The organism is Burkholderia sp. Tr-20355, from assembly GCF_017104685.1.
In the GTDB taxonomy this organism is placed as follows: Bacteria; Pseudomonadota; Gammaproteobacteria; order Burkholderiales; family Burkholderiaceae; genus Burkholderia; species Burkholderia seminalis.
The window spans coordinates 1-26045 of sequence record NZ_JAAGPK010000096.1 but is presented as its reverse complement, the minus strand read 5'-3'; the positions used below and the strand labels follow the sequence as shown (position 1 = coordinate 26045).

27 protein-coding genes and 1 pseudogene are annotated in these 26045 nt (G+C 68.0%); 12 read left to right on the top strand and 16 right to left on the bottom strand.

Features of this window, described 5'->3' with window-relative positions; genetic code table 11:
* The first annotated feature begins 89 nt into the window (after positions 1 to 89).
* A complete protein-coding gene (locus G3N62_RS22475) occupies positions 90 to 638 on the top strand; it encodes a hypothetical protein (RefSeq protein ID WP_049030176.1) in 549 nt (182 codons plus the stop codon).
* Between the two features lie 97 nt (positions 639 to 735).
* Here the strand turns inward: G3N62_RS22475 and G3N62_RS22470 are convergent, their stop codons facing one another.
* A complete protein-coding gene (locus tag G3N62_RS22470; protein ID WP_021158165.1) occupies positions 736 to 870 on the bottom strand; it encodes an entericidin A/B family lipoprotein in 135 nt (44 codons plus the stop codon).
* Between the two features lie 233 nt (positions 871 to 1103).
* Here G3N62_RS22470 and G3N62_RS22465 point away from each other — a divergent pair, with 233 nt between their 5' ends.
* Positions 1104 to 2399 carry an aspartate carbamoyltransferase gene (locus G3N62_RS22465; RefSeq protein ID WP_034189438.1) on the top strand — a complete coding sequence of 432 codons (1296 nt, stop codon included), beginning with the start codon at positions 1104 to 1106 and terminating at the stop codon, positions 2397 to 2399.
* Between the two features lie 130 nt (positions 2400 to 2529).
* Here the strand turns inward: G3N62_RS22465 and G3N62_RS22460 are convergent, their stop codons facing one another.
* Positions 2530 to 2949, bottom strand: coding sequence for a type II toxin-antitoxin system VapC family toxin (locus tag G3N62_RS22460; protein ID WP_059556772.1), 420 nt, complete (start codon positions 2947 to 2949; stop codon positions 2530 to 2532).
* Complete coding sequence (locus tag G3N62_RS22455) at positions 2946 to 3185, bottom strand: Arc family DNA-binding protein (RefSeq protein WP_124670299.1); 240 nt, start codon at positions 3183 to 3185, stop codon at positions 2946 to 2948. The genes G3N62_RS22460 and G3N62_RS22455 overlap by 4 nt, the downstream gene beginning before the upstream one ends.
* A 321-nt stretch (positions 3186 to 3506) precedes the next feature.
* On the opposite strand from G3N62_RS22455, the gene G3N62_RS22450 reads away from it, so the two are divergent.
* The 8 genes from G3N62_RS22450 (at position 3507) to G3N62_RS22415 (ending at position 9770) form a co-directional block, all read left to right on the top strand.
* Positions 3507 to 5750 carry a TonB-dependent siderophore receptor gene (locus G3N62_RS22450; protein WP_124670298.1) on the top strand — a complete coding sequence of 748 codons (2244 nt, stop codon included), beginning with the start codon at positions 3507 to 3509 and terminating at the stop codon, positions 5748 to 5750.
* A gap of 3 nt (positions 5751 to 5753) precedes the next feature.
* On the top strand, positions 5754 to 6509 hold the full coding sequence (locus G3N62_RS22445) for a tetratricopeptide repeat protein (RefSeq protein WP_124670297.1): 756 nt from the start codon (positions 5754 to 5756) through the stop codon (positions 6507 to 6509).
* Positions 6506 to 7189: a Fe2+-dependent dioxygenase gene (locus G3N62_RS22440; protein WP_124670296.1), complete on the top strand. Its 684-nt coding sequence runs from the start codon at positions 6506 to 6508 to the stop codon at positions 7187 to 7189. The genes G3N62_RS22445 and G3N62_RS22440 overlap by 4 nt, the downstream gene beginning before the upstream one ends.
* A 119-nt stretch (positions 7190 to 7308) precedes the next feature.
* Complete coding sequence (locus tag G3N62_RS22435; RefSeq protein ID WP_048245635.1) at positions 7309 to 7548, top strand: type II toxin-antitoxin system Phd/YefM family antitoxin; 240 nt, start codon at positions 7309 to 7311, stop codon at positions 7546 to 7548.
* On the top strand, positions 7545 to 7940 hold the full coding sequence (locus G3N62_RS22430) for a type II toxin-antitoxin system VapC family toxin (protein WP_049035653.1): 396 nt from the start codon (positions 7545 to 7547) through the stop codon (positions 7938 to 7940). Before G3N62_RS22435 ends, G3N62_RS22430 begins: the two co-directional genes overlap by 4 nt.
* 185 nt (positions 7941 to 8125) lie before the next feature.
* Positions 8126 to 8764, top strand: a complete 639-nt coding sequence (locus G3N62_RS22425) for a M15 family metallopeptidase (protein ID WP_241013173.1) — start codon at positions 8126 to 8128, stop codon at positions 8762 to 8764.
* Between the two features lie 102 nt (positions 8765 to 8866).
* Positions 8867 to 9451 carry a nucleotidyltransferase family protein gene (locus G3N62_RS22420; RefSeq protein ID WP_034189431.1) on the top strand — a complete coding sequence of 195 codons (585 nt, stop codon included), beginning with the start codon at positions 8867 to 8869 and terminating at the stop codon, positions 9449 to 9451.
* A 178-nt stretch (positions 9452 to 9629) separates the two neighbouring features.
* Positions 9630 to 9770: a hypothetical protein gene (locus tag G3N62_RS22415; RefSeq protein ID WP_021158153.1), complete on the top strand. Its 141-nt coding sequence runs from the start codon at positions 9630 to 9632 to the stop codon at positions 9768 to 9770.
* Positions 9771 to 9838: 68 nt separating this feature from the next.
* On the opposite strand, the gene G3N62_RS22410 is transcribed toward G3N62_RS22415, so the two are convergent.
* The 8 genes from G3N62_RS22410 to panE form a co-directional block, all read right to left on the bottom strand.
* Positions 9839 to 10597, bottom strand: coding sequence for an SDR family oxidoreductase (locus G3N62_RS22410; protein ID WP_124670294.1), 759 nt, complete (start codon positions 10595 to 10597; stop codon positions 9839 to 9841).
* The gene (locus tag G3N62_RS22405; protein ID WP_124670293.1) at positions 10594 to 12141 is read right to left on the bottom strand and encodes an FGGY-family carbohydrate kinase; all 1548 of its coding nucleotides are present in this window, start codon (positions 12139 to 12141) and stop codon (positions 10594 to 10596) included. The genes G3N62_RS22410 and G3N62_RS22405 overlap by 4 nt, the downstream gene beginning before the upstream one ends.
* A 31-nt stretch (positions 12142 to 12172) precedes the next feature.
* On the bottom strand, positions 12173 to 13261 hold the full coding sequence (locus tag G3N62_RS22400) for an alcohol dehydrogenase catalytic domain-containing protein (RefSeq protein ID WP_034189428.1): 1089 nt from the start codon (positions 13259 to 13261) through the stop codon (positions 12173 to 12175).
* Positions 13262 to 13307: 46 nt separating this feature from the next.
* A complete protein-coding gene (locus G3N62_RS22395; RefSeq protein ID WP_124670292.1) occupies positions 13308 to 14315 on the bottom strand; it encodes an ABC transporter permease in 1008 nt (335 codons plus the stop codon).
* The gene (locus tag G3N62_RS22390; RefSeq protein ID WP_124607712.1) at positions 14302 to 15822 is read right to left on the bottom strand and encodes a sugar ABC transporter ATP-binding protein; all 1521 of its coding nucleotides are present in this window, start codon (positions 15820 to 15822) and stop codon (positions 14302 to 14304) included. Before G3N62_RS22390 ends, G3N62_RS22395 begins: the two co-directional genes overlap by 14 nt.
* 62 nt (positions 15823 to 15884) lie before the next feature.
* Entirely contained in the window at positions 15885 to 16829 is a 945-nt protein-coding gene (locus G3N62_RS22385; RefSeq protein WP_124607711.1) for a substrate-binding domain-containing protein, read from the bottom strand.
* Between the two features lie 119 nt (positions 16830 to 16948).
* Positions 16949 to 17908, bottom strand: coding sequence for an AraC family transcriptional regulator (locus G3N62_RS22380; protein ID WP_034189425.1), 960 nt, complete (start codon positions 17906 to 17908; stop codon positions 16949 to 16951).
* A gap of 239 nt (positions 17909 to 18147) precedes the next feature.
* Entirely contained in the window at positions 18148 to 19095 is a 948-nt protein-coding gene (panE, locus tag G3N62_RS22375; protein WP_034189522.1) for a 2-dehydropantoate 2-reductase, read from the bottom strand.
* A 253-nt stretch (positions 19096 to 19348) separates the two neighbouring features.
* Here panE and G3N62_RS22370 point away from each other — a divergent pair, with 253 nt between their 5' ends.
* Entirely contained in the window at positions 19349 to 20902 is a 1554-nt protein-coding gene (locus G3N62_RS22370) for a methyl-accepting chemotaxis protein (protein ID WP_034189424.1), read from the top strand.
* Positions 20903 to 20927: 25 nt separating this feature from the next.
* Here the strand turns inward: G3N62_RS22370 and G3N62_RS22365 are convergent, their stop codons facing one another.
* Positions 20928 to 21605 (bottom strand): response regulator transcription factor, encoded by a 678-nt coding sequence (locus G3N62_RS22365; protein WP_049030065.1) that lies wholly within the window; start codon positions 21603 to 21605, stop codon positions 20928 to 20930.
* A 377-nt stretch (positions 21606 to 21982) separates the two neighbouring features.
* Between G3N62_RS22365 and G3N62_RS22360 the strand changes: the two genes are divergently transcribed.
* A complete protein-coding gene (locus tag G3N62_RS22360) occupies positions 21983 to 22474 on the top strand; it encodes a hypothetical protein (protein ID WP_034189422.1) in 492 nt (163 codons plus the stop codon).
* Between the two features lie 27 nt (positions 22475 to 22501).
* Here G3N62_RS22360 and G3N62_RS22355 read toward each other — a convergent pair whose 3' ends face one another.
* The 4 genes and pseudogenes from G3N62_RS22355 to G3N62_RS22340 all read right to left on the bottom strand — a co-directional run.
* On the bottom strand, positions 22502 to 23008 hold the full coding sequence (locus tag G3N62_RS22355; RefSeq protein ID WP_034189421.1) for a hypothetical protein: 507 nt from the start codon (positions 23006 to 23008) through the stop codon (positions 22502 to 22504).
* Positions 23009 to 23140: 132 nt separating this feature from the next.
* Complete coding sequence (locus G3N62_RS22350) at positions 23141 to 24562, bottom strand: sigma-54 dependent transcriptional regulator (RefSeq protein ID WP_124607708.1); 1422 nt, start codon at positions 24560 to 24562, stop codon at positions 23141 to 23143.
* A gap of 111 nt (positions 24563 to 24673) precedes the next feature.
* On the bottom strand, positions 24674 to 25258 hold the full coding sequence (locus G3N62_RS22345; protein WP_034189419.1) for a hypothetical protein: 585 nt from the start codon (positions 25256 to 25258) through the stop codon (positions 24674 to 24676).
* 155 nt (positions 25259 to 25413) lie between these two features.
* Positions 25414 to 26045, bottom strand: a pseudogene (locus G3N62_RS22340) (chemotaxis protein CheA); the annotation flags it as partial.

The following is a 26045-nucleotide window of genomic DNA, read 5'->3' as shown; positions in this document are numbered from 1 at the left end:
GCCGCAAATCGATTGCGCGCCACCTCGCAAGATGCAATATTCGCGTGGCCGGAACCTTTGACAACCACCGAACGACAATCCGCCCAGCAATGAACAGGAAGGAAGCCAAAACAAGAATCGCGGTGCTGCTCTCCGCGGGAACGAGGAAGGCCGACGCACTGGCCGAACTGTCAGGACAGGGGCTCAAGGATCGCGTGCTCGCGCACCTGATCGCGTCGCGCCCCGACCCCGAGCGCTGCCGCAAGAACAAGGTGCACATCCGGATCCTGGTCGCGCTCGGTATCGCCCAGCTGGCGATCAGCCTCATGCTCGCGTATTACTTCTTCGCAAGCGGCGCCGGCAATGTCCTCGTGCTCGTGTTCCTCGCGTTGACCGTGCCGCTGTCGCTGCTGTTCATCTGGGGTTTTGCGACGAATCGCGTCGGCGCCTATCACGCGTTCATCCTGCTGTCGCTGCTTCAGTTGCCGAAGACCATCGCCGAGCTCGGACGCGACCCGTCGACCGCGCTGCCCAGCCTCTTGATCACGGCTCTGCTGGTGGGCTACGTGTGGTACGTGCGCAACCGGATGTTCCCCGACTACGGCTGGTTCACGCCGCGCAAGGTCGAAGGCCGCTACGCGTTCGTCGAACACGCCTGACGCCGCACCCGCGCCGACGCCAGACACAAAAAAGGCGCCGGGCCGCCCCGCAATCGCGGGACGGCCCGGCGCCTTCTGCATTCCGGAACCGGTCGCCTTACTTGGCCTTTTCGGCCGTATCGCTGATCGCCTGACCACCCTTCGAAATGTCCTGGCCCACGCCGGCGACCGTATTGCATCCGGCGAGCGCGGCGGTCACCACCAGCAGCATTGCAGCAATCGTACGCGTCATTCTCATTCTCCTTCGAATCAACAAGCCCGACCGGGCGAATCGTGTGTGGCCCGGCGCACGACAGGATGCCGGACACGGGGCCTGACCTGATTATACGGAGACGGAAGCGGCGCGCCAGCACCAACCCGCCGCGTGTTACCCGCGCCACACAGCCGGTCGCGCAGATTTTCCTTGACTTCATTGCGCCACGAACTAATATACGCAACGCGTATATTTTCCGTCAGGAGCCGCCGATGACCGTTCCCCAGCAAGCCTTCCTCCGCGACGCGATGCGCCGCCTCAACATGACCCGCGAAGCGTTCGCCAATCGTATCGGCGTCAGCCGGCGCGCGCTCGATACGTGGCTGCTGCCCGACGACTCGCAGGAATCGCGCGGGATGCCCGAGATCGTCGAGCGCTTCGTGTCGGAAATCGTCGAGCGCTCGGCACCGGATGGCGGGGACTATACGCAAAGCGTAGACAAGCAAGGACTCTCGAAGCAGTTCCTGTTCGAAGGCAAGCCGCAGCTGATCTCGGTCGACCAGTTCTCGCGGGACTCGGTCGAGGCGCTGTTCCGCGTGGCCGACGTGATGCAGCCGATCGCGCGCCGCCACAAGATCTCGCGCGTGCTGGAAGGCGCGGTGCTCGGCAACCTGTTCTTCGAGGCCAGCACGCGCACCCGCGTATCGTTCGGCGCGGCCTTCTGCCGGCTCGGCGGCTCGGTATGCGACACGACGGGCTTCACGTTCTCGTCGATGGCCAAGGGCGAATCGATCTACGACACGAGCCGCGTGATGGCCGGCTACGTCGACGCGCTCGTGATCCGCCATCCGGAGAAAGGCTCGGTGGCCGAGTTCGCGCGCGCCACCAACCTGCCCGTGATCAACGGCGGCGACGGCCCCGGCGAACATCCGAGCCAGGCGCTACTCGATCTCTATACGATCCAGCGCGAGTTCTCGCGGCTCGGCAAGATCGTCGACGGCGCGCACATCGCGTTGGTCGGCGACCTGAAGTACGGCCGTACCGTGCACTCGCTCGTCAAGCTGCTCGCGTTGTACCGCGGGCTGAAGTTCACGCTCGTGTCGCCGCCGACGCTCGAGATGCCGGCGTACATCGTCGACCAGATCGCGACGAACGGCCATGTGATCGAGCAGACGACCGACCTCGCGGCCGGATTGCGCGGTGCGGACGTCGTGTACGCGACGCGGATCCAGAAGGAGCGCTTCACCGACGAATCGTTCGAAGGCTACACACCGGATTTCCAGATCAACCAGGCGCTCGTCGATTCGGCGTGCAAGCCCGACACACTGATCATGCACCCGCTGCCGCGCGACAGCCGGCCCGGCGCGAACGACCTGTCGGTCGACCTGAACCGCGACCCGCGCCTAGCCATCTTCCGGCAGACCGACAACGGCATTCCGGTGCGGATGGCGATCTTCGCGGTGCTGCTCGGCGTCGAGAATCTCGTTCAGCATTCGATGCGCGACGCGACGTGGCGCCCGCCTGCCTACCTCGGGCCGGAAGACGCGGTGTTTCACGGGGTGGACTGACATCGCACCGGACATGTCGCGCCCACCCGCCATCGCTGCGGGAGCGCGCCGGATTGACCTGACGCGAACGCGCCGTCTTGCACGGCGCGTTTTCAATTTCGGCGCAAGGAAAGAGGCTGAAAATCGCAAACTATCGCGCCCAAGGGTCGATGACGCGAAGCCCGAGCGCCTTGAACGGCGCGACGTCGCGCGCGGCCACGATCAGCCCGTTCGCCTCGGCCGTGGCGGCAATGTAACCATCGGCGACGGCGACCGCGTTGCCTGCGGCACGAGCCCGCGCGCAAAGGCTCGCATACGCTTTGCTCGCCGCATCGTCGAACGGCAGGATCCGACCTCGAAACAGCGGGACGACGCGCTGCTCGATGCCTTGATGCAGCCAGTCCCGCCTGCGCCCCTCCGGCAACGCGGCGACGCCGAACCGCAATTCCGCAAGGCTGACCGCCGACAGGAACAGCGTCTCGACATGCTGCGCATCGAGCCACTCGACGACTGCCGCGCTCGGCTCGCGCCGCAACGGCTCCGAAATGACGTTCGTGTCGACCAGGATCATTCGAAGCTCATCGGAGCGGCTGGCGCCTTGTCGCGCTGGATGCCGAAATCGCCATCGCCTGCCTCCCGCCCGAATTCCGCCAGCAATGTTCCCAGCTTGAGCCGCCCCTCGGGCAGAACGGCTTGTTCGAGGATGTCGCGCACCTCGGCTTCGGTACTGCGACCATGCCGGGCAGCACGAATCCGAAGTGCGCGATGCACTTCGTCGGGCAAATTTCGAACGGTGAGCACTGGCATGACGCGTTCCACCAAGATTGCTTTCAATGCAGTCATTTTATCATCTTGCAGTCACACGGACCGAGTCGAGTCGCAACCACTCTAGCCCGCCCGATACCCGCGCCATACCCGGCCGATCGGCCATCTCTCCGCGCATCGCCGGCCCGCAGCCCTCCGACACATTCGTTGACGATTCCGTCACAAATACAAACAAGAACGCTTCTCATTCAACATGAAATTACATAGAATGCCGCCTGAAAACAAATCGTAATAATTCCCGGCGGCATGCACATTCCTGCACCACACCGTCTCCGGGGCCACCTCGCGAGGTCGAAGCGCATCATGAAGTCCCGTCCCGACGAGCTGAAGCTCGGTACGTTCACCACCCTCTGCGGCGTGCTCGCCGCGAGCCCGGCATTCGCCGACGGCACGCCGCCCGCGGCCCCCGCCAGCACCGAAGGCCATCTCGCGCCGATCGAGATCCAGGGCAAGACCGAGCACAGCTACAAGGCCGACTTTTCCGCTTCCGCGAAATTCACCGCGCCGCTCGTCGATACGCCGAAGTCCGTCACCGTAATCCCGCAGGAACTGATCCGCAGCAGCGGCGCGTCGACGCTGACCGAAGCGCTGCGCACCGTGCCCGGCATCACGTTCGGTGCCGGCGAAGGCGGCAACCCGCTCGGCGACCGTCCGTTCATCCGCGGCTACGACACGCAGGGCAGCCTGTTCGTCGACGGCATGCGCGACACGGGCGCGACCACGCGCGAGATCTTCAACACCGAGCGCGTCGAGATCACCAAGGGTTCCGACGGCGCCTACGGCGGCCGCGGCGGCGCAGGCGGCAGCATCAACCTGATCACGAAGGCCCCGCACCTCGGCACGACGGCCGCCGCGAGCGCGGGCCTCGGCACCGACCGCTACCGCCGCTTCACGGCCGACGGCAACTGGCAGTTCGCCGATCACGCCGCGTTCCGCCTGAACCTGATGAGCCACAACAACGACGTCGCCGGCCGCGATGCCGTCAACAACGAGCGCTGGGGCGTCGCGCCGTCGATCGCGTTCGGCCTCGGCACGCCGACGCGCGTGACCGCGAGCTACTACCACCTGTCGACGGACGACATGCCCGACGGCGGCATCCCGTACTTCTACACGACGTCGAACAAGCCCGCGAACGTCGACACGATCTATCCGGCGCCCGTCGACCGCCACAACTTCTACGGCCTGATCGACCGCGACTTCCGCAAGACCACGTCGGACATCAGCACGATCAGGATCGAGCACGACATCACGTCGTCGCTGACGATCCGCAACACCACGCGCTACACGGAATCGACGCAGGACTACATCTGGACGCAGCCGGACGACAGTCAGGGCAACGTGGTGAACGGCAAGGTCTGGCGCCGCAACAACAACCGCAACAGCTCGATCAACAGCCTCGCGAACCAGACCGAACTGTTCGGCGAATTCCGCACGGGCCCGTTCAAGCACAGCTTCAGTACCGGCATCGAGCTGTCGCGCGAATGGGGCAAGCGCGATTCGTACACGGTCGCGACCGACACCGGCAAGATCTGCCAGAAAGGCATCGGCGCCGCGTCGGGCTACAACTGCACGAGCCTGTGGTCGCCGAACCCGAACGACCCGTGGGCCGGTTCGATCACGCGCAACAACGACTACGCGCATGCGCGCACCACGACGAAGTCGATCTACGGTTTCGACACGATCGAGATCACGCCGCGCTGGCAGGTGAACGCCGGCGTGCGTGTCGACGACTACTCGACCCGCTTCACCGACACCAAGGCCAACGGCGGCAAGACCACCACCCGCGACGACACGCTGTTCAACTGGCAAGCCGGCCTCGTGTTCAAGCCCGCACGGAACGGCAGCATCTATGCGTCGTATGCGACGTCGTCGACGCCGGCCGGCATGATGCTCGGCGAAGGCAGCGAAACGCAGTCGCTCACGCCGGGCCGCGGCGGCGTCGGTGCGAACGCCGATCAGCTGTCGCCGGAAAAGAACCGCAGCATCGAGCTCGGCACGAAGTGGAACGTGCTGAACGACAAGCTGTCGCTGACGGCCGCACTGTTCCAGATCGACACGACGAACGCGCGCGTGACGCTGCCGAACAACCAGTACGCGATGGTCGGCAACAAGCGCGTGCAAGGCCTCGAACTCGGCCTCGCCGGCCAGATCACGAAGCAGTGGCAGGTGTTCGGCGGTTACACCTACATGAAGAGCGAGCTGCGCGACAACGGCAAGGACCGCGCGAACAACGGCAACCGCTTCCCCAACACGCCGAAACACAGCCTCACGATGTGGTCGAACTACGACGTGACGCCGAAGTTCACGGTCGGCGGCGGCGCGTTCTACATGTCGGAAGTGTTCGGCGATCCCGCGAACCTGCGCGCCGTGCCGTCGTACTGGCGCTTCGACGCGATGGCGCAGTACCGGATCAACAAGAAGCTGGATCTGCAGCTGAACGTGAACAACCTGTTCAACCGCACGTACTTCGATCAGGCGTATCCGGCGCACTATGCGTCGATCGCGCCGGGCCGCTCGGCGTTCGTCACGCTGAACGCGCGCTACTGATCGATGGAGGCCGTGTCGCTGAAGGCGCTCGCGTCGGTATCGCCGCGCGAGTTCGCCGACATCCTGGCCGGGCCGCCCGAGCGCGCCGCCGCGTGGGTCGCGGCGGCCGCCGGCCACGGCATCGTCGATGCGCAGGCCGTCTACGGGCAGTACCTGCTCGACGGGCACGGCGTCGCGCGCGATCCGGCGGCCGCGTTCGACTGGTTCCGGCATGCGGCCCGAGCCGGCCATCCGATGGCGATGAACATGCTCGGCCGCTGCTACGAGTTCGGCTGGGGCACGGCCGCCTGCGCGCCGGTCGCCGTGTACTGGTACCGGCTCGCCGCGCAGGCGGGGCTCGACTGGGGCATGTACAACTACGCGACGGCGCTCGCGCTCGGCAACGGCGTCGACGAGAACCGCCCCGACGCGCTCGACTGGTTCCGCCGTGCGGCCGCGCTCGGCCATGCGAAGTCGATCAACCTGATCGGCGGCTTCTACGAGGATGGCTGGGTCGTACCGATCGACACCGGCGCCGCGTTCGACCACTATCGCCGCGCGGCCGAAGCCGGCGACTTCCGCGGCCAGTTCAACTATGCGCGGCTGCTCGCCGAGCGCGGGCACATCGACGAAGCGCTCGACTGGCTCGCGCGCGTGCCGGCCACCGCGACGCCCGCGTTCGTCGCGAAGATGCGCGCGTATCTCGCGTCGTCGCCGGTCGACGCCTTTCGCTCGGCAGCCATGCAACTGGCGCCGCACCCCATGGAATCCGCATCATGATGCTTCATGTCCCCGGTGTACTGACCCAGGCGCAGGTCGCGCAATGCCGCGACCTGCTCGATGCCGCCGAATGGGTCAACGGCAACGCGACGTCCGGCGCGCAGTCGGCGCTCGCGAAACGCAACCGGCAGTTGCCGGAAGGCTCGCCCGCCGCGCGTGCCGTCGGCGACGCGATCCAGGATGCGCTCGCGCGCCATCCGCTGTTCTTTTCGGCGGCGCTGCCGTTGAAGGTATTCCCGCCGCTGTTCAATCGCTATGCCGGCGGCGAGACGTTCGACACGCACGTCGACAACGCGATCCGGCTGCTGCGCGGCACCGATTTCCGCGTGCGCAGCGATCTGTCGGCGACGCTGTTTCTCGCGGAACCCGATGCGTACGACGGCGGCGAGCTGTGCGTCGAGGATACGTACGGCGTGCATCGCGCGAAGCTGCCCGCCGGCGATCTCGTGCTGTATCCCGCGTCGAGCCTGCATCACGTGACGCCGGTGACGCGCGGCGAGCGCGTCGCGTCGTTCTTCTGGATCCAGAGCATGGTGCGCGACGACGGCGACCGCACGCTGCTGTTCCAGCTCGATACGCAGATTCAGGCGCTGTCCGCGGAAAAAGGCGCGAAGGATCCGATGGTCATTGCGTTGACGGGGATTTATCACAACCTGTTGAGGAAGTGGGCCGATGCGTAGCGCGAACCGGTAACGCCGCCTTTCCGGCGCCACGCGTTGCGCACGCGTGACGCCCGGCGCTTGCGTCGGGTTGAAATGCGGGCCTAAAATGACCATCGTCAAATGACCATGCTCATATCATGATGCCTCACGCTCCCGTATCGAAATCCGAATTCAAGGCTCGCGCACTCGAATACTTCCGGCTCGTCGAGTCGTCGGGCGAAAGCCTGATCGTCACCGATCACGGCAAGCCGACGCTCGAAATCCGGCCGTATCACGCACGCGAGGCTCAGCCGTTGGACATATTGCGCGGCTCGGTCATGCGCTACGACAATCCTCTCGATCCGATTGCGGAAGATGATTGGGAGGCGTCGCGGTGATCGTGCTGGATACGCATGCATTGGTATGGTGGGCGGCGGGCGACGCATCGCTCAGCAAGAAAGCGCGCAGCGCGATCGATCGCGCGCGCAGCGAAGGCGGGCTCGCCGCGTCGGCGATCTCCGCGTGGGAGATCGCCATGCTGGTGCGCAACGATCGCCTCGCCCTGACGATGGATGTCGACGCGTGGCTCGCCACCGTCGCGCAGATCGACGGCATGCGGTTCGTGCCCGTCGACGCCGACATCGCCGCGAAATCCACCGACCTGCCCGGCACGTTCCACAAGGATCCGGCCGACCGCATGATCGTTGCAACCGCACGGCGGCTCGGCGCGCAGCTCGTCACCCGAGACGAAAAAATCCGCGCGTACGCGCACGTGAAGACACTCTGGTAAGCATCGCCCGCCTGCGGGCCCAATCGTCGCGCGTCCCCGGCCGGACTCTGGCATATTGACGATTCGTCTGACCAGAACGACCACGGCCGCCTCACCCCATCGGTTCGTGGCCTGCCACCGTCGTCGCGCCACTGCCCGCTACCGTGATATCGCTCTCCGATCCCGCCGTCCGGTCGATCCCCCTGATGGAGTCGCACGAAGGGTTCGTCGATCTCGCTTCCTTCGATGAACGCATCGCCGTCGACCACTCGCGCAGCGTCGTGGCGAACACGAGTCCGCATTTCCTGAAGGTTCGCCGCGGTGTCGCGCAAAGGCTGACCGCCGCCGCGCACGCGCTCCCGGCCGGCCTGCGCCTGTATGTGAAGGAAGGCTATCGCCCGCTCGCCCTTCAGCGCGAATACTTCGCCAGCCACCTCGCGGCGCTGCGCGCGACGCTGAATCCGCTGCCGGCCGACGACGTGCTGGTCGAACTCGCGAGCCGCTATGTCGCGCCGCCCGAGGTCGCCGCTCACCCGACCGGTGCCGCCGTCGACCTCACGCTGATTTCGGCAGACGGCGTCGAAGCCGACATGGGCAGCATCATGAACGCCACCGACCAGGAGTCGTCCGGTGCGTGCTACACGCACAACGCGTTCATCAGCCGCCCGGCCACACGCAACCGCCAGATATTGAGCGCCGCGCTGGCCAGCGCCGGCTTCACGAATTACCCGTCCGAATGGTGGCACTGGTCGTTCGGCGATCGCTATTGGGCCCTCATCAAGAATGAATCGCACGCCATTTACGGTCCTGTCGAGGAAAGCATGCTCGACGAGACATCGCGATGACAGTCTTGCCGGCCTGACGGGCGCGCCTCGGTAACATCCTCACTTGCCGATCCCCGCCCGCTCCCGCACAATCGCAGCACCTGCCTCACTCCCCCCGCGCCGATGTCCTATGCATCACTTGCCACCGGCGTCCTGCTCGCGGGCGGCCTTGGTCAACGCTTCGACCCGAGCGGCCTGCACAGCAAGCTGCTCGCGGTGCTTCCCGACGGTACGCCGGTGGCGGTCGCCGCCGCCCGCCGTCTCGCGGTGGCCACGGCCGACGTGATCGCGGTCGTCCGTCCCGGCGCCGAGAAACTCGCGATTCTGCTGAACGAAGCCGGCTGTCAGGTCGTCTACGCACCCGACGCGTTGCGCGGCATGGGCGCCAGCCTCGCGGCCGGCGTCCGCACGGCGCCCGACGCAAGCGGCTGGCTCGTCGCGCTCGCCGACATGCCGTGGATCGCCGCGGCCACCTACGAAACGGTCACACGCGCGCTCGAAGCCGACGACGCCTCGATCGTGGCGCCCGCCTATCGCGGCGTACGCGGCCATCCGGTCGGTTTCGCCGCGCACCATTTCGATGCGCTCGCCGCCCTCGACGGCGACACGGGCGCCCGCGCGCTGTTCGCCAGTGCGCCGGTGAAACTGCTCGAGGTCGACGATCCCGGCATCCTGCGCGACGTCGATACGCCTGCGGATTTACGCTGACCGCGATCGCGCGGGAGCCCGCGCCCGGCACGATCCCGCACGCAAACCGCCCACGCGCGAACTTCCCCGACGCTCGCCGACCGGCGGCAACAATCCCGCTGCAAACGTGCGCCCGATTGGCTATAACGGAGACGAGGCGCACCCGCCGCGCCGCCGTCACGCACTGCGCGAGTTCTCCATGACCGACCACACGACCCCGACGCCCGAGCCACCGGCCGACCCGAACCGCGATCCGGAAGACGACCCGCTGTCGTCGCCGCCCGGTCATCACGACAACCCGCAACAACCGGACGGACCGCCGAGCAAGGACCCGGTTTAGCCGCGCATCGGCTGCCGCGCGCCTTCATGGCCGTGTTTCCGTCATGCGCGATCGCCGCGTGACGCGGCCTAGCGCGCCGTATACCCGCCGTCGACCGGCAGCGACACGCCGCTGATCATCGACGCCGCATCGCTCAGCAAAAACAGGATCGGCTCGACGACTTCGTCGGGTTCCGCAAAGCGCCCGAGCGGAATCGCGGCCAGCATCGGCGCGCGCTTCTCCGGCTCGCTCCACGCGAACTGCGCCATCGGCGTGAGCGTGACGGTCGGGTTCACGCTGTTCACACGAATGCCGTGCGGCCCGAGTTCGATGCACAGCACGCGCGTGATCGCGTCCATCGCCGCCTTCGACGCGCAGTAGCTCAAATGCGCGGGCAGGCCGACCAGCGCGGCCTGGCTCGACACGTTGACGATGCTGCCCCGTGCACGGGCCGCGCCGCGCGCGTCGCGTTCGATCATCTTCCGCGCGACGGCGCGCGCGACGAGCGCCGCACCGCGCGCATTGACGGCCATCACGCGATCGAACTGTTCGGCGCCGACCTCGAGCGCCGGTTCGAGCGACGCGATCCCCGCGCAATTGACGAGGCCGTCGAACGCATCGTGCGCGGCGAGCGCCGCGTCGATCGCACGCTCGTCGCCGCCGACGTCGATGCGCAATGTCTCGCACGCGGTCTCGTCGGCCAGCGCATCGAGCGCGGCCATGTCGCGCGCCGCCGCGACGACCTGCGCACCGGCCTGCGCCAGCGCGACCGCGCACGCGCGCCCGATCCCGCTCGATGCCCCCGTGACGAGCACCCGCGCACCGCTGAAATCGAATCGTGTGTTCATGATGACGTGCCCAGCCTGTGCATGATCGGCTTGAGTGCCGGATACAGCGCCGTGTAGAGCGAGAAACGCTCGTCGTACGTCGCGGCGCGGCCGGCGTCGGGCCGCGCACGCTCGACGAGCGTGACCCAGCCCCCTTGCGCCTCGTCGTGCGACACGAGCCCCGCCCCGACCCCCGCGAGCAGCGCGGCGCCCATCGCGGCTTCGACGTCCTGCTCGATCGTCCACACCGGAAAGCCCGTCACGTCGGCGATGATCTGCATCCACAGCGCCGAATGCGCGGCGCCGCCGACGACGATCAACCGGTCGTCCAGCGCGACCGCGCCGCGCCGGCCGGCCTCGATGTTGTGGCGCAACGCGAACGCGACGCCTTCGAGCACCGCGCGATACAGGTGCGCGCGCGTATGCGCGAGACTCAGCCCGACGAATGCGCCGCTGGCCTTCGCATCCCACACCGGGCTGCGCTCGCCCATCAGGTACGGCAGGAACAGCACGCCGTCGGCGCCGGCCGGCACGCGTTCGGCCGCCGCCTCGAGCAGCACGTGCGGATCGCCGTGCGGCAGCAGGCGCGCCGCATCGATTTCCGCCTGACAGAACTGGTCGCGGAACCACGCAACCGACGCGCCGGCCGTGATCGCGCCGCCGAACACGTACAGGTCGCGCTGCCCGTCGAACACGTGCGGCATGCTGACGAGCCCGTGCCGCGCATCGACATGCCGGCTCACGTAGCCCCAGCACATGCTGGTGCCGATCATCGCGACATGCTGCCCGGCGCGCGTCGCGCCGGCCGCGAAGGTCGCGACGGCCGCGTCGACACCGCCCGCGACGACAGGCGTGCCGGCCGGCAAGCCGAGCTGCTCCGTCCACTGCGACAGCAGCCCGCCGACGATCTCCGTCGAATCGACGAGCCGCTCGGGCATCATCGTCGCCGGAATGCCGAGCATGTCGAGCGCGTCGTCGGACCACTCGCGGCGCGCGACGTCGTACACGCCGCCGATGTTGCCGGCCGAACTGTGATCGACCGCCACTTCGCCGGTCAGCAGGTAGATCACGTACGCGTTCGGCGGCAGGAAATAGCGCACGTTCGCCCACACGTCCGGCCGCTGGCCGCGCAGCCACAGCATCTTCGTGAAGCCGTAGTAGCTGTCGACGCCATTGCCCGTGATCACGCGCAGCCGCTCGACGTTCACGTGTTCGTTGACCCAGTCGACTTCCGCGGTCGCGCGCCGGTCCATCCAGATCAGGCACGGATGCAGCGGCCGCATGTCGATGTCGACCGGAATGCCCGAGCCGCCGTACAGGCTGCTCACGCACACCGCGCGGATCGCAGCGGCCGGCACGCCCTGCGCACGCGCGTCGCGCACGCACCCCGCGATGCACTCGAGCACCGCGTCGAACCAGACCTGCGGCCACTGCTCGGCCCACAGCGGGCGCGGCGTATCGGGCTGGTAGCCGGCCGCGTGCCGCGCGACGATCGCGCCATGCCGGTCGACCAGCAGCGCCTTGGTGCTCTGCGTGCCGATGTCGACGCCAATCACGTATTCCATGATGTCTCCGGTAACGCGCACGCCGGCCGCATCAGCGGGCCGGCTTCAGCAGCACCTTGATCGATTCGGGCGATTTCGCGACGCGGATCGCGTCGTCCCAGTCCTCGAGCGCGAAATCGTGCGTGACGATGCCTTTCGACGTGACGAGCCCGCGCGCGAGCAGGTCGATCGCGACCGGATAGCAGTATGGCCCCAGGTGCGCGCCGCGCACGTCGAGCTCCTTGCGGTCGCCGATGATCGACCAGTCGACCGTCGCATCCTCGCCGAACACGCTGAATTCGACGAAGCGGCCCAGCTTGCGGATCAGGTCGAGCCCCTGGTTCACGCCGACCGGCGCACCGGTCGTCTCGATGTACACGTCGCAGCCGTAGCCGTCGGTCAGCGCGCGGACGATCTCGCGCGCATCGTCGCGCTTCGGGTTGATCGTCACGTCGGCGCCGTACTGCCGCGCGAGTTCGAGCCGTTCGTCGATCAGGTCGATCACGACGAGCCGCTTCGGCGTCTTCAGGTGCGCGACCTGCGTCATCATCAGCCCCAGCGGGCCCGCGCCGGCAATCACGACGACGTCGTCGAGCTGGACGTCGCCGCGGTTCACGGTGTGGATCGCGCACGACAGCGGCTCGATGATCGCCGCATCCTCGAGCGATACGCCGAGCGGGATCTTGTGGACGATCGCGGTCGGCGGGATGCGCATGTAGTCGGCCATCCCGCCGTCGGCGACCTCGCGCTGGAAGCCGAAGATGTTGTGCACTTCGCACATCCAGTACTGGCCCGACTTGCAATAGCGGCACTTGCCGCACGGCACGATCTGCTCGGCGATCACGCGGTCGCCCGGCGCCACGCCGAAATGCTCGGCCGCGCCTTCGCCGAGCGCTTCGACGTAACCGAAGAATTCATGGCCGGGAATCACGGGCGCCTTCACCCACGGGCTCGGGCCGCCCCAGAACATCTTCGCGCCGGTATAGCACTTGCAGTCGCTCGCGCAGATCCCGCACGCGGCGATGCGGATCACGAGCTCGTTCGCGCCGGGGCGCGGCTTCGCGACCTGCTCGACGCGGTAATCCTCGGGGCCGTGGCAGACGACCGCGGTCATCCGCGGCTGGGCTTCGGGTGTCGTCATGAGTTGTCTCTTTCGTTGATGATTCGGAAGACCGATGAATCGATCGTTACCGCGACCGTTCGCGGCTGATGTAGATCGCGAGCAGGATGATTCCGCCCTTGATCACGTTCTGCACATACGGGTTCACGCCGATCATGTTCAGCCCGTTGTTGAGCACGCCGAGCAGCAGCGCGCCGACCAGCGTGCCGAGGATCGCGCCGCGCCCGCCGGAGATCGACGTGCCGCCCATCACGACGGCCGCGATCGCGTCGAGCTCGAAGCCGACGCCCGCGTTCGGCTGCCCGCTCATCAGCCGGCCCGTCAGCACGATCGCGGCCAGCGCCGACGTGACGCCGGCCAGCGTGTAGACGATCAGCTTCACGCGCGCGACGCGCACGCCGGTGAGCCGCGTCGCCTGCTCGTTGCCGCCGATCGCATACACGTAGCGGCCGAACGGCATGCGGTCGAGCAGCAGCCACGCGATCGCGTACACCACCAGCATGATCAGCACGGGCGCCTGGATGCCGAGCACCTTGCCGCTGCCGAAGAACGCGACCCAGTCGGGCAAGCTGTCGATCGGATAGCCGCCCGTATAGATCAGCGCGAGGCCGCGCGCGATGCCCATCGTGGCGAGCGTGACGATGATCGGCGGCATCCCCGCGAACGCGACGAACACGCCGTTCAGGAAGCCGAAGCCGAGGCCGACCGCGATGCCGATCGCGAGCGCGGCGACCGCATTGACGCCCGCGACCATCAACCCGGCCGCGAGCGTGCCCGACAGCGCCATCACCGAGCCGACCGACAGGTCGATCCCGCCGGTCAGGATCACGCAGGTCATGCCGACCGCGATGATCGCGTTGATCGACACCTGGCGCAGCACGTTCTCGAGGTTCGCGGCGGACAGGAAGCTCGGGCTCGCGATCATCATCGCGATGCATACGACGATCAGGCCGACGAGCGGATAGAACAGCGTCGAGCGCCGCAGCTGCGTCCACGGCGCGCGTGGCGGCGGCGCGTCGCCGGCCGTCGCCGCGAGCGTCGTGGAAGGCGTGGAAGAAGAATCAGGCAGGTTCATGGGTCGCTCCTCGCGTGCCGGCCGTGGCATAGGTCATGACCGTGTCGGGATCGATCTCGTCGCCGGCGAGCGTCGCCTCGATGCGTCCTTGCCGGAATACGGCGACGCGATCGCACATGCCGACGATTTCCGGCAGCTCGGACGAGATCATGATGATGGCGTAGCCGCGCGCGGTGAGTTCGCGCATCAGCCCGTAGATTTCGGCTTTCGCGCCGACGTCGATGCCGCGCGTCGGCTCGTCGAAGATCAGCACCGACGTGTGATGGTTCAGCCAGCGCGCGATCACGACCTTCTGCTGGTTGCCGCCGGACAGCGTCGCGACTTCCGTGTGGATCGACGGCGCCTTCACGCCGACGCGCCGCATCACGTCGTGGGTCGTGCGCGCCTCGCTGCCGCGGTCGATCAGCCAGCGCATCGACCGGTACTTGCCGAGATTGTTCAGCGAGATGTTGTCGCGGATCGAGAACGACGTGACGAGCCCTTCCGTCTTGCGGCTCTCCGGCAGGATGCCGATACCGGCGCGCAACGCATCGGCCGGATCGGCGAGCTTCGCCGCCGTGCCGCGCACGCGCACGTCCTTGCGGTGCGCACGCGTCGCGCCGATCACCGCGAGCGCGGTCTCGGTGCGGCCCGAGCCGACCAGCCCGGCGAAACCGAGAATCTCGCCGGCTCGCAACGTGAAGCGGTTCACGGGGCCGTCGCGCTCGATCTGCAGCGCGTCGACTTCGAGTACGGCCGGCGCGTCGCTCGGCAACCTGGGCTTCGGCGGAAAGCTGCTCTCGATCCGGCGGCCGACCATCATCCGCACCAGTTGCTCGACGTCGGTGCGCGCGACGTCGGTCGTCGCCACGTACTGGCCGTCGCGCAGCACCGTGATGCGGTCGCACACCGCGAAGATCTCGTCGAGATGGTGCGAGATGAAGATCATCGCAACGCCCTGGCGCTTCAGCTCGCGCATGATCGCGAACAGGTGCCCGGCCTCGGCCGGTGTGAGCGTGGCGGTCGGCTCGTCGAGGATCAGGATGCGCGCGTCGAGCGACAGCGCCTTGCCGATCTCGACGAACTGCTGCTGCGCGACCGACAGCGCGCGGATCGGCGCATCGAGATCGATCGCGACGCCCAGGCGCGCGAAGATCGCGGCGGCCGCGTGGCGCATCCGCTTGCGGTCGCGCGCGCCCCAGCGGTTGCGCAGCTCGCGGCCGAGGAACAGGTTGTCGACGGCATCGAGGTGCGGAATCAGGCTGAATTCCTGGAACACGATGCCGACGCCCGCCGCGACCGCGTCGTGATAGTCCGCGAAATGGCGCGCGGTGCCGTCGATCTCGATCGCGCCGGCATCCGGCTGATGAATGCCGCACAGGATCTTCATCAGCGTCGACTTGCCCGCGCCGTTCTCGCCGAGCAGCGCATGAATCTCGCCGCGCGCGATGTCCAGATGAATGTCGGACAGCGCCTTCACGCCCGGAAAGCTTTTCGTGATGTGGCTGAGCCTGAGTATCGTGTCCATCGGCTTCTCCGTGCGAAGGGCCTCGGCCGTGCCGCCGCCCTTCGCGTCGCGTCGCACGTCGTTCACCAGCTGAAGCCCTTCGCGTTGCCGCGATCGACCACCTTCACGTCGACCGGGATCGCCTTCGGCACCGTCGCGCCCCACTTGCGCGCCATCGCGATGCCGAGCGCGATGCGCACCTGGTCGGCCGGGAACTGCGCGGTCGTCTCGATGAACTTCGAGTTCGGCTTCTGGATCGCGGCGATCGCCTCGGGCGCGCCGTCGACGCTCGTCAGCTTGATGTCCTTGCCCGACCCTTCGATGGCCGCGAGCGCGCCCATCGAGCCGCCGTCGTTCACGCTGAAGATGCCCTTCAGGTTCGGATGCGCGGAGATCATGTTTTCGGTGACCGACAGCGCGGTCGCGCGCTCCTGCTTGCCGTTCTGCGTGTCGACCAGCTTCACGTTCGGGAATTTCGCGAGCCCGGCCTTGCAGCCGCGCACGCGTTCGAGGATCGGCACGACCGGGATGCCGTCGAGGATCGCGACCTCGCCGCTGCCGCCGATCGCCTTCGCGAGGTATTCGCACGACATCACGCCGGCGTCGTAGTTCTTCGAGCCGACGAACGAGTCGACCGGGCCGTTCGCGTTCGCGTCGACGGCCACCACCACCGCGCCGGCCTTCTTCGCCTGCGTGATCGCCGACTGGATGCCGGTCGAGTCGGTCGGGTTCACGAGCAGGATGTCGATCTTCTTCTGCAGCATGTCCTCGACGTCGCTCACCTGCTTGCTGACGTCGTGATGCGCATCGGTGACGACGACCTGCGCGCCGATCGACGCGGCCGCGTCGTTCAGCGCCTTCTGCATCGTCACGAAATACGGGTTGTTCAGCTCCTGGAACGTCATGCCGATCCGCAGCGGCGCGGCCTGCGCGGCCGTGACGGGCAGCCAGGCCGCGGCGGCGAGCGCGGCAACGGCCGCCATGCGGGCGGCGCGACGGGGGGATGAGGCGGGCGATGCGTGCGTCATGACGGTGTCTCCAGAATTGTGTGCGGCTTTTTCGTGGGTGAATGCGCCCCTCGCGACGTGAACGGCGCGATCGGCTGGGTGAAACGGAGGGGAAACTCAGGCGGGCAACGGCCCGGCGATCATCCGGGCTGCGGGGCGAGTTCGGGCGCGCCGGGCGTCAGCACGCGCGGCGGCATCGGGTTGCCGGTCGGCGCCGCATGCAGCGCCAGGTCGCGGCTGCGTGCGTTCAGGCGCTGCAGCGCACGGAATTCGGACGGCGCCATCCCCTTCACCGCGCGGAACTGGCGGTTGAAGTTCGACACGTTGTTGAAGCCGGCCTGGAAGCAGATGTCGGTGATGTTCGCGTCGTCGGCGAGCAGCATCTGGCACGCGGATTCGATCCGCAGACGATTCACGTACTGGACGAACGGCATGCCCGTCTGGCGATGGAACGCGCGCGAGAACGCGCTGACGCTCTGCCCGGTCAGCTGCGCGAGATCGGATTCGCGTAGCTCGGACGCGAGGTTCTTGCCAATATACGACAGCGCGTGGCTCAACCGCGTCGGCGTGACGTCGGTCTGGTCGTACGCGGGGCTCGCGAGCAGCGTGCGTTCGGCCGCGCCGCACAGGCGTTCAAGGATCGTCATGAACAGCGCGATGCGGCGCATGCCGCGCGCCGCCAGCAATGCGTCGAACAGCGGCGCGATCGCGGCACTCGTCGCGGCGTCGAAACCGACTCCGCGGCGCGCATCGTCGAGCAGCGCCTGCGCGTCGCGGCATTCGGGAAACGCGTCCATGCAGCGCCGGACGAACGCCGGGTCGAACTGGATCACGAGATTGCGGCGCTCGACGGTTTCGCCTTCGGCCATGTCGCTGACCCAGTTGTGCGGCAGGTTCGGGCCGAGCAGCACGAGATGGCCGGGGCCGAACGAGCCGACGTGATCGCCGACGAAATACTTGCCGTGCGTCGCGACGATCAGGTGCAGCTCGAATTCGGGATGGAAATGCCAACGGATCGTGCGATACGGATAGCCGTGCGACCAGACCTTGAACGACTCGTCGCGTCGCACGTCGACCACTTCGAGATCGGGGTGCATCATGTTGGCGTCTCCATTCCCATGTATCGCTGGCCGGCCTGTTCGGCGGCGCGCCGTGTGTTGCCGCGTTCCGCGCGGCGACGCGACCGGTCGCATGGGAAGCAATGTAGGTCGATCGCGTACGCGGCTCCACCAACTTTACGCCTGATTTCCGATACTTTTTTGCGCGATCCGGCCGCAAACGGCGCCGGACGGCAAATTTGTGCAGTGCGGAACGGCCGTGCGGCCGCCCGCGCCGGCGCCTACGCGCTCGCGTGCTCGCGCGCGGTGCGCACCTCGTACGCTTTCAGGTGGTTGTACGCGATTCGCAGCAGCGACAACGCGTCGGCCGCCTGCGGGTCGCGCCGCGCGAGCAGGTCGCCGATCACGTGATCGGCTTCGACACGCGCATGGTTCTCGACGTCGCGGAGCATCGACGCGGTGAGCGGCGACGGCGTCAGCACCATCCGCTGCATCCGTTCGATGGCGACCGGATCGGGCCGGTGGCCATTGTGTTCGGCGATCGCGCTGCATTCGGCGAGCATCGTCTCGAGCAGGCGGCGGCCATCCGGCGCGGCCAGAATGTCGCCGACCGAGCCGCGAAACAGCGACGTGCTCGCGGCGAGCGTGGCGAGGAACACCCATTTTTCCCACATCCGTGCGGCGACGTCGTCGCTGAGCGTCGCGTCGAAGCCCGCGCCGCCGAGCACGTCGGCAACCGCCCGCACGCGCGGCGATTCGCCGCCGGCGAGCTCGCCGAACGTCACGCCGTGCGTATCGTTCAGGTGCACGATGCGCTGCTCGCGATCGAGCGTGGCCGCGATCACGCACAGCCCGCCGAGCACCTGCGCGGCGCCGAAGCGCTCGCGCAGCACGTCGAGGTGGCGCATCCCGTTGAGCATCGGCAGGATCAGCGTCCGCGGCCCGACGAACGGCGCGAACGACGCAATCGCGTCGTCGAGGCTGTATGCCTTGCAGCTCAGCAGCACGAGGTCGAACGGCGCAATGCCCGCGTTCGCGTCGGCCGCGCGCACCGTCTGCACGTTCGCCAGCGTCAGGTCGCCGCGCGGGCTGCGGATCAGCAACCCGTCGCGTGCCAGTGCCGCGGCCCGGCCGTCGCGCACCAGGAACGTCACGTCACGCCCTGCCGCGGCCAGCCGGCCGCCGAAGTACCCGCCAACCGCGCCGGCCCCTACCACCAGAATTCGCATCGTTGCCTCCTTTCGGTTTCGTTCAGCGCCCGCGCCGGCGCCAGCCCGGGCGCGCAGCGCGTACACCATCGCCCGACAGTATAGCGATACCCTTTATGCATATGCATAGATACCCTTACCGGCAACGAAGGGATGGGCGGCGGCACCGATTCCTAGGGATAACCCGTCTACGGTAACGCGCATCGAGCGCCGTCAAGATACTTATCCCGTCACGCCGCCCCGGCGAGCCTCCTCGACTGACCGACCACACACCATGCGCAACCTTTCGCTGAATCAGAAACTCGCCTCGATGATCGTCATCCTGTGGCTCGGCCTGCTCGTGATCGCCGGGCTCGGCGCATGGCAGACGCGCGCGTCGATGATTGCGGACCGCCGCGACCAGTTGGCCTCGCTGGTCGCGCAGGCCGCGAGCGTGACCGACCATTACTACAAGCTGTCGCAGCAGAACGCGCTGCCGGAAGCCGATGCGAAGCAGAAGGCGCTCGAGGCGATCGCGGCGATGCGTCACGGCGCCGACGGCTACATCTCGATCAACGATTCGAAGCCGGTGATCGTGATGCATCCGATCAAGACCGATCTCAACGGCAAGGACGTGTCGAACTTCACCGACCCGGACGGCAAGCACCTCTTCGTCGAGATCGTGAAGGCCGGCAACGCCGAGGGCGGCAAGGGTTTCGTCGAATATCTGTGGCCGAAACCGGGCGCCGACAAGCCGCAGGAGAAGACCAGCGCCGTGCAGCGCTTCGCGCCGTGGGACTGGTATCTGGTGACGGGCATGTACATGAACGACGTGCGCACGGCGGTGCTCGCGAGCATCGGCCGCTGGTTCGCGATGACGGCCGTGCTCGGCGCGATCGCGACTGCCGTGATGGTGATGGTGCTGAAGAGCGTGCGCGCGAACCTGGGCGGCGAGCTCGAAGTCGCGCTCGACGCCGCGCAGCGCATCGCGCAAGGCGACCTGACCGCGCGCGTGACCGTGAAGCAGGACGATCGAGGCAGCCTGCTGCATGCGCTGCACACGATGCAGGGCGGGCTGATCGACATGGTGTCGCGCGTACGGACCGGCACCGAGAACATCAACGTCGGCGCGAGCGAGATCGCGTCCGGCAACACGGACCTGTCGCAGCGCACCGAGGAACAAGCGGCCGCGCTCGTGCAGACCGCGTCGAGCATGGACCAGATGACCGCGAACGTGAAACAGAACGCGGACAGCGCCGCGCAGGCCGCGGCACTCGCCGGCCAGGCCGCGCAGGTCGCGACGCGCGGCAGCGCGGTGGTCGACGACGTCGTGCGGACGATGAACGAGATCACCGACCGCTCGCACAAGATCGGCGACATCATCGGCGTGATCGACGGCATCGCGTTCCAGACCAACATCCTCGCGCTGAACGCGGCCGTCGAGGCGGCGCGCGCGGGCGAACAGGGCCGCGGCTTCGCGGTGGTCGCGGCCGAAGTGCGCTCGCTCGCGCAACGCTCGGCGACGGCGGCGAAGGAAATCAAGTCGCTGATCGTGTCGTCGAACGAGACGGTCGAACACGGCGCGGCGCTCGTTTCCAACGCGGGCGAGACGATGTCCGAGCTCGTGCAGTCGGTGCGGCGCGTGAACGAGATCCTCGACGAAATCAGCCATGCGTCGCGCGAGCAGAGCGCCGGGATCGAACAGGTCAATCGCGCGGTGGGCGAGATGGACCAGGTCACGCAGCAGAACGCGGCGCTGGTCGAACAGGCGGCGGCAGCCGCGCATTCGCTGCGCGATCAGGCCGAGGCACTGCGCGACGCCGTCACGCGGTTCGCGTTGCCGGCCTGAAGACGCCCGGCGGGCGCGGGCATGCTCAAGCGGCGCCGCCGGCCGGCAGCGCGCCCGCCCCGCCGCCGAGCCCCAGTCCGGCCGCCCGCTGGATCAGCTCGACGTCGTTGCTCGCGCCGAGCTTCTTCATCGCGCTCATCTTCTGCGCGCTGACCGTCTGCTTGCCCTTGCTCAGGCGCTGCGCGATCGTCTTGATCGGCACGCCCGACAGGTACAGGCGAATCACCTCGATCTCGCGGGCCGTCAGCTTCACCGGCGCCTCGCCGCGCTCGCCGAGCGTGTCGAGCGCGCGCCTGACGACCGGCGACAGGTACGCGCCACCGCTGTAGCTCGAATGGATCGCCGTGACGATGTGGCCGACCTCGTCGAACTTGCTGACGACGCTCACGCCGCCGGTCGCGATGATCGACCGGAAAATCAGCGGATTCTCGTTCGCGACCAGCGCGACGATCCCGACGTTCGGCCGCGTGCGGCGCAGCCAGTCGAACAGCGCGAGGCCGTCCATCCGCGCGTCGCCGCGGATCGCATAGTCGACCAGCACGACATCGCAGTCGACCGCGCCGAGCGACGCGACCAGTTCGGCCGTGCTCCGGCAGACCGCGACGAGCTCGATCGCGCAGGCGCTGCCGGCGACCTGCTCGATGCCGGCCAGCGTCAGCGGCCAGTCGTAAGCGACGACGATGCGAACATTGAATTTCCTCATGCGCAGTTCCTGGTGATTCGCCGGCCGCGCGGCGCGGAACGCGGGCGGCCGGCCAAGCGTTGAAAGGATGAGCAGGCTATTTTTAGCCTGCCACCCGATTCTAGGAAGCCGTGCGCGGGCGGGATATCGGACGGCACGTGGATCGGCCGCCGGGGAGGTAATACAAGTTTGATATTTGCGCGGGTTCAGGCCGCCGGCGGCCAGCGGCGACGGTCGCGGCATCGGCCCGATGGCCAAGGTTGCGCGCCATGCGGTCGCCAGCAGGTAAAATTACGGCCTTTGCATGCCACTCCGGGCTCGCCGGCGGCGAGCGATGCGCCGCTACCGGCCGCGCGCCACCGCCCTTTTGCCGGCTGCCCGCACTCGCCCCTTTCCTCATGACCGACTCCGATCTGCAATCCGACGACACCTCCATCCACGAAGACGGCCTCTGGCGCGACAACGGCTGGACGGCCCGCATCATCAAGAACGAAGACGACGACGGCTGGGCCGTCGAGATGATCAAGGACGGCGAGTCCGAGCCCGCGCTCGTCGGGCCGTGGACGATGGGCCGCGACAAGAAGAATCCGAAACCGATGGACGCGAACGCGTTCCGCACGCTCGTGAAAACCGCGACCGAGGTGCTGATGCGGCACGAGCAGCAGCGGCGCGCGATGCTGCACAAGGAAGTGACGGTCCAAGGCGACGACGGGCAGGAGGTATCGGTGACGCTCGACATCGTGCCGGACGAGTTCGAGCCGTACGCGCAACTGAAGGCATTCGATTCGTATGGCGAGCTGCTGGCCGAAGCGAAGGTGTCGGCCGGGTTCAAGCTCAACAAGGCCAGCGCGGAACGCTGGGTCGCATCGGGCTTCGAGCGGCCGGCCTGAGCGGGCGCGACGCGCCGGCGCGCGCGATCAGGTGCCGGCGCCCTGCTCCGCACGCGCGAGCCGGCGCGCCGCCAGCTTGCGCCGCACGAACTGCTCGAACTGCTGCGTCGCGACCTCCGGATCGCGCGCGGCCAGCCCGAGCGCGTTGCGCACGAGCTGGATCGGCGTCAGCACGATGCCCCACGGCAGCCCCCACCAACCGAGCGCGGCCGACGCGAGCAGCGCGAGCACCTGCTTCCGGCGTCCGCAGCGGCGGCAACACACGTGGCGCCGCGTCGCCCAGCGGGTGACGAACACGAGCGACACGACGCGATGCGACGCATGGACGTCGACCGGCCGCCCTTCGCGCAGGCAGATCGGGCACGGCCCGTAGCGCCAGTCGTCGACATACTGCCGGACTTTCGCGTCGGGCACCCGTTCGGCCTCGACGATGATCGGATGCGCGCGGGCGCACACCCGGCTGCAATAGCGGCGGCCGTCGATCGACCGGCCGCCGACCAGGAACGTCCTGCCGCAGTGACTGCACTCTGTCACGATAACCCTCGGATAAGCGTGATGCGCCGCGTGTCGGCCGCCAGCGCGGCGATGCGCCGGCGGTCCGCACGGGTCATTTCCTGTCTTAACGGCCGCTGTCGCGCAGTCTTGAGCGCCGCGCACCGGCGCCCATCAGCCGTGCAGCCCGTGCGCGGTCATCAGGCGGTACAGCGTCGCGCGCGAAATGCCCAGTTCGGCCGCGACGTCCGCATGCTGGTGGCGGTTGCGCAGCAGCGTTTCCTCGATCGCGCGCCGCTCGGCCTGCCGGCGCGTTTCCGCCAGCGTCGGCGGCCGCCGCGACGTGTACGCATGCAGTTCGAGATCGGCCGCCGAGATCAGCGGGCCGTTCGTCATCACGACCGCGAACCGGATCCGGTTGATCAGCTCGCGCACGTTGCCCGGCCAGGGATAGTTGTGGATCGCCTCGACCGCGCAGGGCGTGAAGCCGCGAATCCGGTGCGAACCGTCGCCGCGATAACGCCGCAGCACGTAATCGGCAAGCAGCATGATGTCGCGGCCGCGTGCGCGCAACGGCGGCTCGTCGATGCGCAGCACGCACAAGCGGTAGTACAGATCGGCGCGGAACCGCCCTGTTCGCATCGCGGCCTCGAGATCGACGTGGGTCGCCGATACGATCCGTACGTCGACCGCGATCGACTGGTGCCCGCCGAGCCGCTCGATCTTGCCCTCCTGCAGGAATCGCAGCAGGCTCGCCTGGCTCTCGAACGGCATGTCGCCGATCTCGTCGAGAAACAGCGTGCCGCCGTGCGCGGCCTCGATACGGCCGATCTTGCGCTGGTGCGCGCCCGTGAAGGCGCCGCGCTCGTGGCCGAACAGTTCGGCCTGCAGCAGCGTGGACGGGATGGCCGCGCAGTTCACGGCGACGAACGGCGCATCGGCCCGCAGCGACTGCTGATGGATCGCCGCCGCGGTCAGCTCCTTGCCGGTGCCGGATTCGCCGGCGATGAACACGGTGGCGTCCGTGTTCGCGACCTTGCGGATCGTCGCGAACAGCCGGCGCATCGCGTCGCACGAGCCGATCATCGCGCCGGCGGGCGGCACGCCATCGGCAGCCGGGTCGCCGTCCGCGAGCTTCAGCATCCCGTACGCATGGCCGACCAGATAGCCGATCGTCGTATAAGCCGTCGCGTTGCGCACGTAGTCGAAACAGCAACGACGGATCAGGCGCGCGATCGAGAGGTCGCGCAGCCGCTCGCCGTCGGCGAGCGCGACCCAGCCGACGCGCGAGTCGCGCAGCAGCGCCTCGAACGACGCGATGTCGGGCGACCCGAAACTGCCGAAATCGACGATGCCGGCATGCGGGCGGTTCGCCTTGACGAGATTCAGTGCGTCCGCAACGGTTTTCGCGCGCCACACGTCCCAACCGCGCGACGCCAGGCAGTCGGCGAGCGCGGCGTCGTGCCGCTGCGACAGGTAGACGAGCGGCCGCGACGGCACCGCATGATTGCGCCGGGCGGCGACGAACGACATCGCGCCGGCCTCCCTTTCGACATCCTGCGGGCCCGACACTCTCAGCTGGCAGCAATAGTTCACGATGGCCTCGCCGCGTAGGGTTGGTTGTCGGAACGGCCATTGCCGGATCGCATGCGGCGGGGCCCGTGGTCCCGCGGCGCGGCGCCGCCCCGTCCTCGAATCGATGTTTCGTTATCGGCAGAACACGACGCGCTGCGTGTAGATCTGCGGCTCGACGGCCGGCTTCACCGACGTGTTGAGATCGTCGCGATAGGCATGGTAGGTCTTGCCGTTCACCGTCACGTCCTCGGCCCGGGCCGTCTCGATCCTGTCGAGCCCGCTGTGCTGCCACCCGCTCACGCGGTCCGCCGCCGTCACGCTCGACTCGCCGGCGATCTTCTGCGTGATCGCGCTGCCGTCGCTCCACGGCTGCGTCTGCATGTCCTCGGCATGCTGCATCGCGCCGACCGTCTTGCCCGTCGACGTCGGGCCGTTCTGCGCTTCGAACGGCGCGCCGCGACCGTATACCGGCGACTTCCACGACGGCGCATGACCTTGCTCCGGCATCATGTAGACCATCTGCGGATCGCCGATCATCACCATCGGCGCGCATGCGGTGTTGTCGGCGCGGCCCAGCGTCGTCAGCGCCTGCTGAACGCTCACGGCATTCGCGGCGGTCTGCTCGCTCAGGATCACGAACACCGCGGGATTCTGGAAAACCGTCTGCGCAGCGGCTTGCACGCTGACCAGCAGCAAAGCGACCAAAAAGATCCTCATGATTGAGGCCTCCTTGCATCCTCGTCAGGCAAAAAGAGGTGTTGATCTCGGGGATGGGACCAACACCCGTCCAACCGGAAACGTCCATCGGGCATCGGGGCCGGGCGCCGGCCGGGCGACCGGCATTCGGCCGCGCGGCAGACGGCCCCGCGTGCTTACGACGACGTGCTCGTCGAGATGACGGCCGGCGCCGGCGCAACCGGTGCGGCCGGTGCGGCCTGCTGGTCGACCGTGGCCGGCGGCAACGCCTGGGCCGGGTCGCTCAACGCCGGCATGTCGGCGGCGGGCGCAGCCGGTGCGGCAGCGGATTCGGCCGCTTCGGGCACCTTCGCGTCGGCAGTCGGCATGTCGGCCGGCGCTGCTGCCTCAGGCAGCGCGGCTTGCGGAGCGGGCGCTTCGACAGTCGCTTGCGGCGCCGGCTCGGCAGCCTTTGCATCGGCTGCCGGCGCCGGGACGACGGCAGCGGCCGGCATCGGTTCGGCAACCGGTTCGCCGGCGGCCTGCGCTGCGTTGTCGGTGGCGGCCGGCATCGGCTCCGGTGCCTTGTCGGCGACGGGCTGCACGGGTTCGGGCGCCTTCGTGTCGGCAACCGGCTGCGCGGGCTCGGCGGCCTTCGTGTCGGCGACGGGCTGTGCGGGCTCCGGCGCCTTCGTGTCGGCAACGGGCTGTGCGGGCTCCGGCGCCTTCGTGTCAGCCACGGGCTGGGCGGGCTCGGCGGCCTTCGTGTCAGCGACCGGCGTGGCAGGCGCTTGCGATGCCTTGTCGGCTACCGCGGGCGCGGCGATGA

Coding starts and splice junctions, on each gene's coding strand:
- G3N62_RS22475 (WP_049030176.1), top strand. CDS start 90: ATGAACAGGAAGGAAGCCAAAACAAGAATCGCGGTGCTGCTCTCCGCG.
- G3N62_RS22470 (WP_021158165.1), bottom strand. CDS start 870: ATGACGCGTACGATTGCTGCAATGCTGCTGGTGGTGACCGCCGCGCTC.
- G3N62_RS22465 (WP_034189438.1), top strand. CDS start 1,104: ATGACCGTTCCCCAGCAAGCCTTCCTCCGCGACGCGATGCGCCGCCTC.
- G3N62_RS22460 (WP_059556772.1), bottom strand. CDS start 2,949: ATGATCCTGGTCGACACGAACGTCATTTCGGAGCCGTTGCGGCGCGAG.
- G3N62_RS22455 (WP_124670299.1), bottom strand. CDS start 3,185: ATGCCAGTGCTCACCGTTCGAAATTTGCCCGACGAAGTGCATCGCGCA.
- G3N62_RS22450 (WP_124670298.1), top strand. CDS start 3,507: ATGAAGTCCCGTCCCGACGAGCTGAAGCTCGGTACGTTCACCACCCTC.
- G3N62_RS22445 (WP_124670297.1), top strand. CDS start 5,754: ATGGAGGCCGTGTCGCTGAAGGCGCTCGCGTCGGTATCGCCGCGCGAG.
- G3N62_RS22440 (WP_124670296.1), top strand. CDS start 6,506: ATGATGCTTCATGTCCCCGGTGTACTGACCCAGGCGCAGGTCGCGCAA.
- G3N62_RS22435 (WP_048245635.1), top strand. CDS start 7,309: ATGATGCCTCACGCTCCCGTATCGAAATCCGAATTCAAGGCTCGCGCA.
- G3N62_RS22425 (WP_241013173.1), top strand. CDS start 8,126: ATGGAGTCGCACGAAGGGTTCGTCGATCTCGCTTCCTTCGATGAACGC.
- G3N62_RS22420 (WP_034189431.1), top strand. CDS start 8,867: ATGTCCTATGCATCACTTGCCACCGGCGTCCTGCTCGCGGGCGGCCTT.
- G3N62_RS22415 (WP_021158153.1), top strand. CDS start 9,630: ATGACCGACCACACGACCCCGACGCCCGAGCCACCGGCCGACCCGAAC.
- G3N62_RS22410 (WP_124670294.1), bottom strand. CDS start 10,597: ATGAACACACGATTCGATTTCAGCGGTGCGCGGGTGCTCGTCACGGGG.
- G3N62_RS22405 (WP_124670293.1), bottom strand. CDS start 12,141: ATGGAATACGTGATTGGCGTCGACATCGGCACGCAGAGCACCAAGGCG.
- G3N62_RS22400 (WP_034189428.1), bottom strand. CDS start 13,261: ATGACGACACCCGAAGCCCAGCCGCGGATGACCGCGGTCGTCTGCCAC.
- G3N62_RS22395 (WP_124670292.1), bottom strand. CDS start 14,315: ATGAACCTGCCTGATTCTTCTTCCACGCCTTCCACGACGCTCGCGGCG.
- G3N62_RS22390 (WP_124607712.1), bottom strand. CDS start 15,822: ATGGACACGATACTCAGGCTCAGCCACATCACGAAAAGCTTTCCGGGC.
- G3N62_RS22385 (WP_124607711.1), bottom strand. CDS start 16,829: ATGACGCACGCATCGCCCGCCTCATCCCCCCGTCGCGCCGCCCGCATG.
- G3N62_RS22380 (WP_034189425.1), bottom strand. CDS start 17,908: ATGATGCACCCCGATCTCGAAGTGGTCGACGTGCGACGCGACGAGTCG.
- panE (WP_034189522.1), bottom strand. CDS start 19,095: ATGCGAATTCTGGTGGTAGGGGCCGGCGCGGTTGGCGGGTACTTCGGC.
- G3N62_RS22370 (WP_034189424.1), top strand. CDS start 19,349: ATGCGCAACCTTTCGCTGAATCAGAAACTCGCCTCGATGATCGTCATC.
- G3N62_RS22365 (WP_049030065.1), bottom strand. CDS start 21,605: ATGAGGAAATTCAATGTTCGCATCGTCGTCGCTTACGACTGGCCGCTG.
- G3N62_RS22360 (WP_034189422.1), top strand. CDS start 21,983: ATGACCGACTCCGATCTGCAATCCGACGACACCTCCATCCACGAAGAC.
- G3N62_RS22345 (WP_034189419.1), bottom strand. CDS start 25,258: ATGAGGATCTTTTTGGTCGCTTTGCTGCTGGTCAGCGTGCAAGCCGCT.